Below are 12638 nucleotides of genomic sequence, written 5' to 3'. Positions count from 1 at the left end.
AGTCCGGTGTCCGCCGGGCGGAGTGATCCGCCTCACCCGACGGGGAAACCCCCGGTCCGCTCCTGCCGCCCCGTCCCGCCCGGCGGACACCGGACTAGGCAACCCCGCGCGGGCGGCATAGGCTGCGCCGCGTGCGTACTCCAGCCCTGACCAGCCGACTCCGTCCGTTCACCTCGACGATCTTCGCCGAGATCACCGAGCTGGCCCGCCGCACCGACGCGGTGAACCTGGGGCAGGGTTTCCCCGACACGGACGGCCCCTCCGGGATGCTGAGCAGCGCGCAGCGGGCCATCGGGGAGGGTGTGAACCAGTACCCGCCCGGGCCGGGCGAGCCCGAGCTGCGTGCCGCGATCAGCGCCCAGCGCGAGGCGGACTACGGTCTGGCCCACGACCCGGACACCGAGGTGCTGGTGACCGTGGGGGCCACCGAGGCGATGAGCGCGGCGATGGCGGCCCTGCTCGAACCGGGCGAGGAAGTGCTGCTGATCGAGCCCTACTACGACGCCTACCCCGTGGCGGTGGCCATGGCGGGCGGCGTGCACCGCTCGGTGCCGCTGCGGCCGAGCAGCACCGGCTTCGCGCTGGACACCGAGGCCCTGCGGGCGGCGGTGGGCCCACGGACCAGGGCGGTGGTGCTGAACTCGCCGCACAACCCCACCGGCACCGTGTTCACCGAGGCGGAGCTGGCCGCCGTGGCCGAGGTGTGCCGGGACCACGACCTGATCGCCGTCACCGACGAGGTCTACGAGCACCTGGTCTTCGACGGTCCGGCGCACCGGCCGCTGGCCACGCTGCCGGGGATGGCCGAGCGCACCCTGTCCGTCTCCGGCGCGGGCAAGAGCTTCAGCGTGACCGGCTGGAAGATCGGCTGGGTGTGCGGTCCCGCCGAGCTGGTCGCGGCGGTGCGGGCCGCCAAGCAGTTCATGACCTTCGTGGGCGGGGCTCCCTTCCAGCCCGCCGTGGCCCACGCGCTGCGCGCCGAGCGGGACTGGCTGGCGCAGCACCGCGCGGACCTGCACCGCAAGCGGGACCGCCTGTCGGCCGGGCTGAGCAGCGCCGGTTTCGGGGTGCTGCCCTCGCACGGAACCTACTTCGTCTGCGCCGACGTCCGCCCCCTGGGCTACTCCGACGGTTCCGAGTTCTGCCGCGCCCTGCCGGAGCGCGTCGGGGTGGCCGCGATCCCGCCGCAGGTGCTCTGCGACGACCCGAGCCGGGTCCGGCACCTGGTGCGTTTCGCCTTCTGCAAGCGTGACGAGGTGCTGGACGAGGCCGTCGAACGGCTGCTCCGGCTCGGGTGAGCACGCTCCGCTCGCGCGGGGCGGCGGCCGGGCTCAGCAGACGAACCAGTCCGTGACCGCCCACGCGCCGGTACGCGGGCGCAGCAGCACGCTGACCGGCCCGGCCGGGACGGCGCGGACCCGGAAACCCCCGCCCGCGTCGAGCTCGCCCCGGCGGGTGCCCGCCGGGTGGCGGAAGACCACCTCCCCACCGGGGACGGGTTGTCCGGACCTGCTGAGCAGCATCCCCGAGGCGCGCAGCAGTCCCGGCTCCTCCGGGACCAGCGCCAGATCGAGCACCCGACCGGCGACGGCGAACACGAGTCCGCGTTCCCCCTCCCCGCCCTCGGAACCCGCGCCGGAGACGTCGGCGGAGTCGCTGAGCAGCACGAAACGTCTCGCGGCAGCGCCACCGGCGAGGTCGCGGCCCAGCCGGTAGGCCCGGCTGACCGCCCGCGCCGGGGTGGGGTCCGCCGCGCGGAACAACCGCCCCAACAGCCCCAGTTCGGTGCCCGCGCCCGTCACAGCGCCACCTCCGGTTCCTCCACCCCGCCCAGGGCGAGCATCCGCTGCCGCAGCGTCCGCAGGCAGCGCTGCTTCTTCGGGCCGACGGAACCACGGGGGACGCCCAGCGCCCGGCTGATCTGTTCGTAGCTCGCCTCCGGGGCCACGGCCATCACCCGCAGCAGCTGTTGGCACCGCCCGGACAGCTGGGAGAAGGCCCGGGCCAGTCGGGCTGCGAGCACCGAGCGCAGCGCGGCGCTCTCCGGGTCTCCCCCGTCGTCGGCGGTCTCGGTCAGCACACCGTCCAACCCCGCCGGGGACTCCCTCCGGCGGGCGCGGGCCAGGCGCAACGACTCGCGGCGGGCGGTGGTCACCAGCCAGCCGGGCAGCGCCTCGGCGTCCCGGAGCCGGTGCAGGTTCTCCGCGAGCGACAACCAGGTGGCCTGCCAGACGTCCTCGGCGTCCGCGCGCGTGGCCGAGTACGCCCGTGCCGCTCCCCAGACGATCCCGCCGTTGCGGTCCACCAGGTCGCGCCAGGCGCGTTCGTCACCGCCGGCGACACGGCGCACCAACACGGCGGTCCCACAGGAGTGTCCCGGTTCCGTCACTGTCGCCACCCTTTCCTGCTCTGCGGCTTGGTCTCGTCTCCGGACCGGTGTCCGGCGAGCGTGCCGCGCACGCGTCCCGGCGATCCGGGTTCGACCCGTGGGAGCCGTGGGAGTGGCGGACGGATTCACCGCCTGCGTCGAAACCCCTGAACGGGGCATGGGTTCGCGTAGTCCTACTCAGTGTTCCGGTGACCACGACCGGTGTGGGGCCGCCGACACGGCGGAACACGCCGGTGTCACCCCCTGGCGGGAAAACCCGCCGGTGAATAGGGTATATGCCAACGCCTAACCGGGTGACAAAAAGTCGTGGTTGGTGCCAACTCGGCCGCTGCACGGCAGGATGATGGTCGCAACGCTGGCACCGAAGGCGGGCGGTGATGTCATGGCGCGACTTCCGGAAAGTCGTGGCCACGCGTCCGCACTCGGCACCACGGCCCGCCTCGTCCTGTTCCTCGTGACGCTGGCCGCGTGCTGGCTGCTCGCCCAGTGGGCGGGCGAACAGCGGGCCAACGCCGCCGGCGCCCCGGAGGAACCGGAACGGTCCCACTCGGTCGTGGACGTCTCCCCCGTGGAGGTCACGGTCGAGCCGGTCCACGTCGAGGTCTCCGTCTCCCCGGACGAGCAGCGCTCTTCCCCCACCGGCAAGCCCGCCGGGGAACCCCAGCGGGCCGAGAGTTCCGCCGAGAACTCCGTCGTGGAGAGCGCGCTGGTGGATCCTCCCGAGATCCGGCCGCTGGGGACCACCGCCGTGTTGGACTCGGCCGAACCCTCCCCGGAGACCGGGGCCGTCACGCCTCCCCCTCGGACGAGGCCCGCCCCCCGGCACGGCGGGGACGAGCACCGCGCGGACTCCCGACCGGAACCCGCCCCGAACACTGTGGACACCGCCGGGGGCTCGGCGGAGAGCGCGGGCACCGACACCACCGGGTCCGCGCCCACCGACACCGAGCGGTCGTCGGGCACCGGCGCGGACACCGCACCAGCACCGTCCCCGCTGCCCACGGCCCCGCACGCGGGCGGGACGGTGACGGATACCGACTCCACGACGCCTCCCGCCACCCCGCGCGGTCCGGACCCGTTCGGGGAGCGGAACCGCCCGCTTCCCGCGGCACCACCGGCTCCCGGCCCCTGCGGCGCGCAGTCCGCCCAGAGCAACGCGGGCTTCGGGGTGCGGGACCACGACGCGGTGAACACCGACCCGCTGTCGCTGCCTCCACCGTCCGAGATCCGCAGCGAACCGGACGGCGACCTCCTCGGCACCGGGATCAAGACGGTGGTCCCGGTCACCAGCCCGGACTGACCTGCTTCACCGCACGCGCACGGGAGGTCGACGTGTCCCGTGCGCGGGATCGTCTCCCACGTCGTGATCAGCCCTTCTTCCCGTGAGTTTCCGGTCCGACTGTCTGCGCCCGGTCGGACCGGCCGGGACCCGTTTTCCGAACGCTGTGCGAGCAGCCGTACCGGCACGGGTCCCGCCCCGGTGCCGTACTGCCCCTGCGGCACCGGGGTCGCGGCCACCCCACCGGCACGTCGAGGGGCCGTGCCGGTGGGGTGGCCCCGAGACCGCCCACGCCGTCCCCGACGGCGCGAGGCGTTTTCCTCTCCCCTCGTCTTCCCTCGCCCTCAGGGCCGTTGTGGCGGCCCGGGAGTTTCCTGCCGGACAATCGGGGCCATGACCACCGTGGAGTCCGCCGGTCAGGCCGGTGCGGGGCGGGAAGCGACGAGCGAGGACGTGGTGCTGCTGCTGCCGAACGCCGCCGCCGTGCTGGACGGGGCGACCTCGCTGCGGCCGACCGAGTACTCGGGCGGCTGGTACGCGGCGCGGCTTTCCGAGGCGCTGCGTCCCAGGTTGCGCGCTAACGAGGCGGAACTGCCCGAGCTGCTGTCCGCGTCCATCGCCGAGGTGGCCGAGAGGCACGGCTTGCGTCCCGGTGACTCCCCCTCCAGCACCGTGTCCCTCGTCCGCTGGGACCACTCCACAGTGGAGGCACTGGTGCTGGCCGACAGCCCCGTGGTGGCCCTGACCCGCTCCGGCACCGAGGTGGTCAGCGACGACAGGCTCGCCGAGCTGGGCACCGGTTCCGACGACGGGTACCGGCGGCGGCTGCGCACCGGTGGCGGTTTCGACGAGCACCACTTCCGGCGCCTGCGGGAGGCCGTGGACGCCACGGGGAGGTGGCGCAACGTCGAGGGCGGTTTCTGGGTGGCCGAGGCGGAGCCCGCCGCCGCCCACCGCGCGGTGCGGCGCAGCTGGCCCCGCGACCGGCTGGAGGCGGTGCTGCTGGCCAGTGACGGGGTCTCCTGCGGGGTGGACCGTTACGGCAGCTACCCGAGTTGGCGTTCGCTGTTCGAGCACGCCACGAGCGAGTCCCCGCAGGCGGTGCTGGAGCGGATCCGGGCGGCGGAGGAGTCCGATCCGGACGGAACGCGGTGGCCGCGTCCGAAGAGGCACGACGACCAGGCGCTGGTGGTGGTCCGTTTCGACTGACCGTGCCCGTGCTCCGGTCCCGGGCTTCCGTGCCGCTCACCGGGGTAACGTGCGGCGGCGGGTCGGACACGTCGCGCGTTCGTGCGGCGATCTGTTGTGACGAACGACACCGATCAAAAAAGATCTCTTCCCCTAGAGACATTCGCGGTCCCACCTAGTACACTTGAACACGTCCACCTGACCCCCAGGGGTGGACTTGGCGCCCCCGCACTCCCGGTGACCCCCAGGCCGGTTGAGAGCGGGGGCGCACCTTATTGGTCCGCCTGTCACCTGTCCGGCTGAGCCGGTCGCGCCACCCCCGGTTTCGCCGGGTGTGTCGCGGCGACCCGTGCGATGCTCCGAGCCACACCCCCCGCACAACCGAATGGGACGCTCGGCGACGGCACGGCAGGAGGGCGTGGAGGACCGGACAACCCCCACCCTCCCGGAGACATTCATCCGATCGAGTGAGTAACCGGAACCGTGTCGGTCCTTGAATCGTCGGTCTCAGTAAGAAACCCGGAGGTTTTTCACGAGCGGAGGCGGACCATGAACCTGCACGCGCGGATCGAACTGTTCGGCGGCCCCGAGGACGGCCGGGAGATCACCCTCCCCGTCAGCACCGAGGGACAGCCGCTTTCCCCGCTGCCGGTGCCCGCTCCCCGCAGCGCGGGCGCGGAGGACGAGGAAGTGGTCTGGTACGAGCGCGACCACCAGCGTGGTCGCTGCATGTGGGTGTACAAGTACGCCAACTGCCAGACGCCCCACCCGACCGAGGCCTCCTGAGCGCGACCGGAAGCGACCTCTCCGGACACGCGGTGTCGCGTGCCCCGGGCCGCAGCTCGGCCCCGCACCGCCACCGTCCTGTCCGGACTCAGGGGCCGCGACGCACGCTGGCCAGCAGCTCGGGCGAGACCTCCCGCCCGTCCGCGCCGCGCAGCAGCACCGACACGTCTCCGCTGGCTTCGAGCACCGCCGCGCCCACCTGGTCGAAGTCGGTGACCCCGGCCAGCCGCAGCTTGGACAGCAGGTCGTTGCGGGTCATCTGCGCCTTGCGGAGGTTGCTCTCCAGGATCTCGGGCCCGTCCATCAGCAGCAGCGGCCAGTTGTCCACCAGCCCCTCCCACCTCCGGCGTCCCCGCGCACGGGCGACCAGCCACTGCACCAGGAACAGCGTTCCCAGCGCGACCGCTCCCTGAACCAGCGGGGTGGACCTGCTCACCGCCGTGGTGGCGATGATCGAACCGAACGCCACCGTGGCCGCCAAGTCGAAGTTGGTCATCTGCGCGAACGAGCGCAGCCCCGCCAGCCGGGAGAACAGGATCAGCACCAGGTACATGCCGACGGTGCCGACGACCACCACCAGGAGCACCGTCCAGGACGCTCCGAACACTCCGGACAGCATCCGGTTCCTCACTCCCTCCACGACCGCGCCGCGCCGTCGGCGGGCCCTGCGGACCCCGGCACCGGCTCACGAGACCTCCACCGAACCAGGGTCGAGGGAACTCCCTTCTTCCGCGGACGGCAAGGCGACACGCGAGGCGACGTCCGGAACCGACGGTGCAAGGCGTCGCGGGGGCGAACCGAGCCCCTCCTACGGGTGCACCGTCTCGGTTCGGGAGTCATTCGAGCGCGAGAGGCCGCTCGGGATCGGTGTCGCACTCCGTGGACGTTGTTCCCGGATCCGACTCCGAGCCCGCCTCCTTGTGCCGCACGAATTGAAGCCAGTGCCTTCCCCAGTCGAGACCGGGCTCGGCCTCCTCCACCGTCCAGCCCGCCGGCCACGTCGATGCCCTGAAGGAGCCTCGATCCAGCCGCGCCCACGACCTGTCGAACTCGGGAGGGGCACCGTGGAACCGCGTCTCGTTGAAAAAGACGGGCCCGTGGAACCGCGCCCCGGCGAACCAGGCGACGTCGTGGAACCGCGCTCCGCTGAACGAGGCGATCCCGTAAAAGCGGGCAAGGGTGAAATCGGCGCTGTGTACACGACAGCCCCGGAAGTCCCAGTGGTCGAGGACCGCTTCGACCAGGTCGAGGTCCATGCCGTCCCAGAACTCCTCGTTGGTCGGTCGACCGTGTTCGTCCGGGCAAGGCCTCAGGTGTCGTGTCAGCAGACGTTGGGCGGTCAGGCGAACCTGCCGTTCCTGCCGCTGATGCTCGGTGTCGGTGAGCTGGCCGCTCTCCGAGGTCTGGGTGGCGGTGAGTTTGAGCAGTGTGGCCAGCGCCGGGGAGTCCCGGAGAGCGCGGCCGGGGCTACGGGGATCGAACCGGTGGGCGTACTCCTCCCGCTCGCAATCGGATCGCTCGGTCTCCGGTGGTGTGTAGGGCATCCGCAGGTAGGCGCAGAACAGGTTCACGACCGCCTGACGGTGATCGGGATTGTTCTGCCCGAGTCGCGACAACGCGTAGAGACCGGCCATGCGCACCGGTGCCTGCCCGGAGGCGAGTTGTTGGGCGGCGGAGGTGTAGAGCTCGGTGGCGCGTCGCTCGTCGACATCGTGTTTGGACTGGGCGGCCTTGCGTTCCTGGAGGCGCTGCGCCTGTTCCTGCTGCAACACACTCAGTTCGTTGGCACGTTGCCTACGGGCCGCCAGCACCAGCAGTGCGGCACCACCGACTCCTACGGCGATACTGCTCGCCAGCTTGATGGCTTCCAACCGGATCCTGTCGTGATCGCCACCGCCCCCGAAAAACGACAGCAGCAGACACGCCGTGGTGATCCCCACCGTCAGCAACACGGTGGGCCCCACCCAGACGGCCCACTCCGGCATGGGCCGGATAGAGGTGTGAGACGAGTCGGGATCGCTTCGACGGTTCCGCACGAGCGCACGCGCCACGAGCAACGCGAGCGACAGACCCGCGCCGGCGATGGTGAGCAGAACGGGTAAGTGCGACGCCCCGGAGACGGTCCGGGCCTTCGCCGCCCACGAGACCAGCATCGACCAGTCCACCGGCATCCACACCAGCACGCCGGGGACGAGCATCAGAACAGCGGCGATGACCCCCCAGGACGAACGACGGAGCCGCTCAGTCCGGACTACCCCACAGGTCTCGCCTGCCCTTCCTCAACATGCTCACCCCCCGACTCCCGTCGGCGGCATCAGCGGTCACGTCACCGGACCGTCCGACAGGATCGTTCCCGAAGGGGCCGAGATTCCGAGTCGGTCCCGGCCACAGGGTGAGCCCTCGTGAGCGACATCGAAACAGTCGACCCGGTTCCCCTCTCCGTGAGGGGTCGGATCCCCAAGGGGATATGTAACTGTATGTAGTCGATCAGTCACCCAGGGTCATGCTATTCGACGCACCCGAACGCCGCAACCACCACCTCCGGACTTCCGACTCAGCACGACGGGCGATCGAGCTCGTCGACGGCACACCCCGCGCCGAGGTCGTTGCCCAACGGGGCCACGGCCAGCGCATCGACACTCGCTCGCCCGAACACCTGACCAACGATCGAGGGCAACCGAGGACCGGACCCCGGAACTTCCCGGTGGTTCCCCCGTGGTTCGGAATCGGTTCAGGTGTCGACGTCGGGGTCGGTGGGCTCCGCATCGGGTGCGGTCGCTTCCTGAGCTGCGTCCTCGGCGGGCACCAGCTCGCCCCAGCGGCCCTCCCTGCCGTCCCCGGGATCACGCTCGCGGATGACCCATCCGGGAGGAGGGCTGGAGACGATAGAGGCTTCGTGATCGAGGCGCAGCCACGCTCTGCCGAAGTGGGTCCGTTCGTGGAACCCGGCCCCGTCGAACCAGGCCAGGCCGTGGAACCCGGCCCCGGCGAACCAGGCCGGGCCGTGGAACCCGGCCCCGTCGAACCAGGCCGGGCCGTGGAACCCAGCCCCGGCGAACCAGGCCGAGTCGTGGAACCCAGCCCCGGCGAACCAGGCCGAGCTGTGGAACCCGGCCCCGTCGAACCTGGCCGAGCTGTGGAACTCGGCGCGGGTGAAATTGACATGACGTACTCGGCAGTCGCGCATGTCCCAGCGGTAGAGCGTGGCCCCCTCCAGGTCGAGGTCCATGTCCGCCCAGAACTCCTTATTGGTGGCCCGTCCACTCTCATCGAGTTCCGGGCGCAGATGGCGGTTCAGGAGACCCTGGGCGGTCAGCCGCACCTGCAACTCCTGGCGCCGGTAGTCGTCATCGGCGAGTTGGCTGTTGGTGGCAGTCAGCGTCGGGGCCAGCGTCAGCAGCGTGGCCAACGGCGAGGACTCCCGCCGCCCACGGTCGGGGCGACGTAAGCCCCGCCGAGGAACCCTGCGGTCCTGCTGGGAGCTGCCTTCCTCCACATCGGGCGGGGTGTAGGGCATCCGCAGGTACGCGCAGAACAGGTTCACGATCGTCTGCCGATGCCCCGGGTTGTTCTGCCCCAACCGCGACAACGCGTACAGCCCGGCCATCCGCACCGGCGCGTTCTCGGACGCCAGCTGCTGCGCGGCGGCGGTGTAGAGCTCGGTGACGCGCTGTTCGGCGGCGTCGGTCTCGGTGTGGCGCTGGGTGCGTTCGGCCAACCACTGTTTGCGGCCGGTCAGCACCAGCACGGACATGCCGACCAAACCGGCCCCGAGCGTCATCGCGGTGCGCACCGCCTCGATCCGCGCCTTGGGCACGTCCTGGGGGCGCGCCTGCCCGGCCAGTCCCATCAGCCACAGCAGCGCCAGTCCGGTCGCCGCCAGGATTCCCAGCGCGACCAGCACCACGATCCACCACCGCAGGGGCCGTGCCTGCGCCCGTGCTTCGGTCCGGTCTTTCCGCCGCCCGCGCGCGCGACCTCGCGGCAGCGCGCTCGCGAGAACCACTCCGGCACCGCACGCGGTGACCAACGCCGGAAGGCTGAACACTCCCCACGACGCCAGCGTCCCGCCCAGCCGGACGGCCAGTGCCGCCCACTCCACCGGCACCCACGCGGCCAGGCCGAGGACGAGCAGCACGCCCCCGCCGAGCAGCGTCCACGTCGAGGGCCGCACCCGCCGTACTGCCCCCAGCCGTCGCCCGACGCGACCGAAAGCTCCGCTACCCACACGAGCATGATCGCAACACCGGCGCGTGCCGTGGGCCGGTCAGCCGGATCGAAGCCTCGTCCTTCGTATGCGGAAAGCGGCACGGCGGCCGGAAGCACCGGAGAACCCGGTTCCAGCGCGGGAAGGTCGGGGTTCCGAGCGGGCACCGTGCCGCCGTGTTGTCAGGCCAGGTGCAGGCTGCCGCTCCCGGAGACAAGCTGCCCCAGGACCCCGGAAGCACCCCGGGTGTCCGGTTCGTCGAGGGTTCCCGTCACTCGAAACGACCGGTTTTCACGGCGTCGAGAAACGCCGTCCACTGCTGACGAGTGGCGGTGAAGTAACCAGCCTGGCGGTTCTTGGTGTCTCGGACGCCTGTCAGATCAGCAGTGAATCCGACCTCGACGCAGTTGCCAGAGGCACTGCTGCGGCTGGACTTCCGCCACGTGGTGAACTCGATCATGTTAGGCCCTCGTGATGTTGAACGTATTCGCTTAATAGCCTCATGGAGTCAGCAGCAGACAACGCTGACTCTCCGAGCCTGGTAATCATGCGCTCGTAGGGTCGCACATCGTCAGGGTCAGACAGCAGCACACCTGCGTTGGGCGCCTCGATGTGTACTGTGGAACTGCCATTCGGCATGGCGATGACAGAAAACATACCGTCGAGCCCTACATGCACACCAACGGTCAGCGGCAGAACCCTGATAGAGATGTTGGCGCGTTCGTTGACCTTGGTGAGATACCGAAGCTGCTCGGCGGCGGTGTCCCGACTTCCTGCCGGACGCTGCAGGACGGACTCATCCACGTAGGCAACCAGCTCAGTTGGTGACGACCGCTCGATAATGCCCTGACGATGTTGCCGTACGGCCACAGCATCATCGATTTCCTCATCGGTGAACCCTGCTGCTTCGTAAATCGCTCTGCTGTAGGCGCGTGTCTGTAGTAGCCCTGGCACCAGAGTAGGGGTCACGTACGTAATGCGGTGTGCTCGTTGCTCAGCATCGATAAGTGAAGCGAGTTGGGAGTTCACTCCTCGGTGGACTTCCCACCAGGCAGGCTCGTTCAAGTCCCGAGTCATCTTGATCAACCTGTCGCGGTCGTGAGAAGCCACCCGTAGGTAACCGAGCAGTGTGCTGACGTCTTCGACTGTGATCCCCTGCTTGGCGTTTTCGATCCTGCTTACACGCGCGTGGCTCCATCCCAGCATGTCCGCCAGTGCGCGAACAGTTAGCCCTCGCTCTTTCCTGGCTTGCTTGAGTTCTTTCGAGAGCGCTTGGGCGCGCGGGGACGTCGGCATAGCTCTCAGGATATGAGCTGAGACATCTCGCGTGATTCCCCCGAACAGGGTATTGGAACATCTCACTTGATCATGAGACAGTACAGATCATAACGTTCAATAGTCGTGAAGTTATGAACTGTAACAGTATTAGGTGGACCCAATGAGAGTGTTCAGTTGCCCTAGCAACGCTGCGAAGGGGCTACGAGTGTGCAGTGACATGCCCGATGCGAAGTACATACGGGCGGTGTGACATGCGGCCCCTGTTTCCGCGTGCGGCGGTGTTTCTGGTGCTGGCCCCCACCGAAGCGGACCACCGGTGGGCACAAACCCCCCGGCTGCACGCCCTCGAACACCACCCAGAGCACTACACGAGCCCGTGGGCACTGACACTGTGCCTGCTACGGCTACGACCGACCGAGATCACCAGCCTCACCGAGCACACCGACCCCGAGACACGCTCCGGCCCCGAGATGTGTGCCCCATGCTGCTCCACGATCGCCACGGGCGGCTTCCGCGGACGGGTGATCCCTCATGCCATGGCCGAATGACCCCCGCTGCCGCTTCGTCATCGGGCTCGACGCGTGGACGATCCCCCCCACCGGGGTGCAACGACGCGAAGCGTGCGCCCGAGCCGGGCGCGGACTGCTGGCCTGCTTCTGCGGAGCACGGATCAGACTGCCCGACCACCCACCACAACGGGTGATCGGCGGGTGGCACCACTACTGCCCGGAATGCCTGTGCTTTCTGATCGCCGCCAACGACCGCCCCCTGGCCAGCCCACTAACCACCTACGAACCCTGGCTAACCGAACTGGCCCAGCTGGAAACCCCGACCGAGGAAAGGACGCACGGCGGTGACGACCACGAACACCCCGATTCCCACCGTGTACCTGGTGGCGATTCCCCGACAGTGGCCCCCGGACAGACGACGACACGCGCTGCGCGAGCACCCCGAGGACTACCTGGGCGTGTGCGGGCAGATCACGGCACTGTGCGGCAAACCGGTGGTGGTGCCCTTCCCGGTGCTCACCAGCACACGGACACCACCGGAGACGACACCGACGTGTGACCGCTGCCAGGCGCTCGCCGAAGAACACGGATACCGCTGTCTGCACCTGGACTCCGGCTGACCACACCGGAATTCACACACCGTCCGGGAACACACCCCCACGGACCCGCACGCGGAACATTCCGCTTTTTCGTCGAAACAATCCGTTCTCCACTGACCTCCCCACGGGGAACCACCATGCTCACCCGCGTTGTTTCTCGCGTACTCGCCCGGTTCCGAAAACCGGGCGGAGCCCCACCTGACCATCCAGGCCCGGGCTTCCGCGTTCCCGCCGACCACCACGCTGTCACCGGCGATGCCGCCGTCACGACGGAGTTGCCGCGCCTACACCCCCAACCACACCTGGACCGCACCTGGTTCCTCGGCCACCGAGAATCACGCTGGCACGCCAGCCCCACCCACGTCAGCCCCCACAGCCACCAAGCCACCAGCGCCTGCGGCCA

Annotated in this window: 13 protein-coding genes; 6 read left to right on the top strand and 7 right to left on the bottom strand. The window is 69.8% G+C overall.

The features are described from left to right. Positions 1-131 precede the first annotated feature (131 nt). Complete coding sequence (locus tag CEP50_RS19160) at positions 132-1298, top strand: pyridoxal phosphate-dependent aminotransferase (RefSeq protein ID WP_106115313.1); 1167 nt, start codon at positions 132-134, stop codon at positions 1296-1298. Between the two features lie 33 nt (positions 1299-1331). On the opposite strand, the gene CEP50_RS19155 is transcribed toward CEP50_RS19160, so the two are convergent. Both CEP50_RS19155 and CEP50_RS19150 read right to left on the bottom strand, forming a co-directional pair. After that, complete coding sequence (locus CEP50_RS19155; protein ID WP_106115312.1) at positions 1332-1802, bottom strand: carboxypeptidase regulatory-like domain-containing protein; 471 nt, start codon at positions 1800-1802, stop codon at positions 1332-1334. After that, positions 1799-2389, bottom strand: coding sequence for an RNA polymerase sigma factor (locus CEP50_RS19150; RefSeq protein WP_106115311.1), 591 nt, complete (start codon positions 2387-2389; stop codon positions 1799-1801). Before CEP50_RS19150 ends, CEP50_RS19155 begins: the two co-directional genes overlap by 4 nt. Before the next feature lie 313 nt (positions 2390-2702). On the opposite strand from CEP50_RS19150, the gene CEP50_RS19145 reads away from it, so the two are divergent. From CEP50_RS19145 to CEP50_RS19135, 3 genes are all read left to right on the top strand, one after another. Continuing rightward, positions 2703-3689: a hypothetical protein gene (locus CEP50_RS19145; RefSeq protein ID WP_146134868.1), complete on the top strand. Its 987-nt coding sequence runs from the start codon at positions 2703-2705 to the stop codon at positions 3687-3689. A gap of 372 nt (positions 3690-4061) precedes the next feature. Then, positions 4062-4877, top strand: a complete 816-nt coding sequence (locus CEP50_RS19140; RefSeq protein WP_106115309.1) for a protein phosphatase 2C domain-containing protein — start codon at positions 4062-4064, stop codon at positions 4875-4877. A 528-nt stretch (positions 4878-5405) separates the two neighbouring features. Next, positions 5406-5642 (top strand): hypothetical protein, encoded by a 237-nt coding sequence (locus CEP50_RS19135; protein WP_019852645.1) that lies wholly within the window; start codon positions 5406-5408, stop codon positions 5640-5642. Positions 5643-5730: 88 nt separating this feature from the next. Here the strand turns inward: CEP50_RS19135 and CEP50_RS19130 are convergent, their stop codons facing one another. The 5 genes from CEP50_RS19130 to CEP50_RS19110 all read right to left on the bottom strand — a co-directional run bounded on the left by CEP50_RS19130 (position 5731) and on the right by CEP50_RS19110 (position 11145). Further along, positions 5731-6261, bottom strand: coding sequence for a DUF421 domain-containing protein (locus CEP50_RS19130; protein WP_106115308.1), 531 nt, complete (start codon positions 6259-6261; stop codon positions 5731-5733). Between the two features lie 217 nt (positions 6262-6478). Next, positions 6479-7840: a pentapeptide repeat-containing protein gene (locus CEP50_RS19125; protein ID WP_106115307.1), complete on the bottom strand. Its 1362-nt coding sequence runs from the start codon at positions 7838-7840 to the stop codon at positions 6479-6481. Between the two features lie 533 nt (positions 7841-8373). After that, positions 8374-9870: a hypothetical protein gene (locus CEP50_RS19120; RefSeq protein WP_146134867.1), complete on the bottom strand. Its 1497-nt coding sequence runs from the start codon at positions 9868-9870 to the stop codon at positions 8374-8376. Between the two features lie 250 nt (positions 9871-10120). Further along, the gene (locus tag CEP50_RS19115; protein WP_181188465.1) at positions 10121-10309 is read right to left on the bottom strand and encodes a DUF397 domain-containing protein; all 189 of its coding nucleotides are present in this window, start codon (positions 10307-10309) and stop codon (positions 10121-10123) included. Next, the gene (locus CEP50_RS19110; protein WP_106115305.1) at positions 10306-11145 is read right to left on the bottom strand and encodes a helix-turn-helix domain-containing protein; all 840 of its coding nucleotides are present in this window, start codon (positions 11143-11145) and stop codon (positions 10306-10308) included. Before CEP50_RS19110 ends, CEP50_RS19115 begins: the two co-directional genes overlap by 4 nt. Before the next feature lie 233 nt (positions 11146-11378). On the opposite strand from CEP50_RS19110, the gene CEP50_RS19105 reads away from it, so the two are divergent. Beyond that, the gene (locus CEP50_RS19105) at positions 11379-11675 is read left to right on the top strand and encodes a hypothetical protein (protein WP_106115304.1); all 297 of its coding nucleotides are present in this window, start codon (positions 11379-11381) and stop codon (positions 11673-11675) included. Positions 11676-11980: 305 nt separating this feature from the next. Next, positions 11981-12256, top strand: coding sequence for a hypothetical protein (locus CEP50_RS20190; RefSeq protein WP_181188464.1), 276 nt, complete (start codon positions 11981-11983; stop codon positions 12254-12256). Positions 12257-12638 lie beyond the last annotated feature (382 nt).

Source organism: Actinopolyspora mortivallis (assembly GCF_003001495.1).
Taxonomy (GTDB): Bacteria; Actinomycetota; Actinomycetes; order Mycobacteriales; family Pseudonocardiaceae; genus Actinopolyspora; species Actinopolyspora mortivallis_A.
The sequence above is the reverse complement of the archived record's forward strand: the minus strand, read 5'-3'. Positions and strand labels throughout refer to the sequence as shown.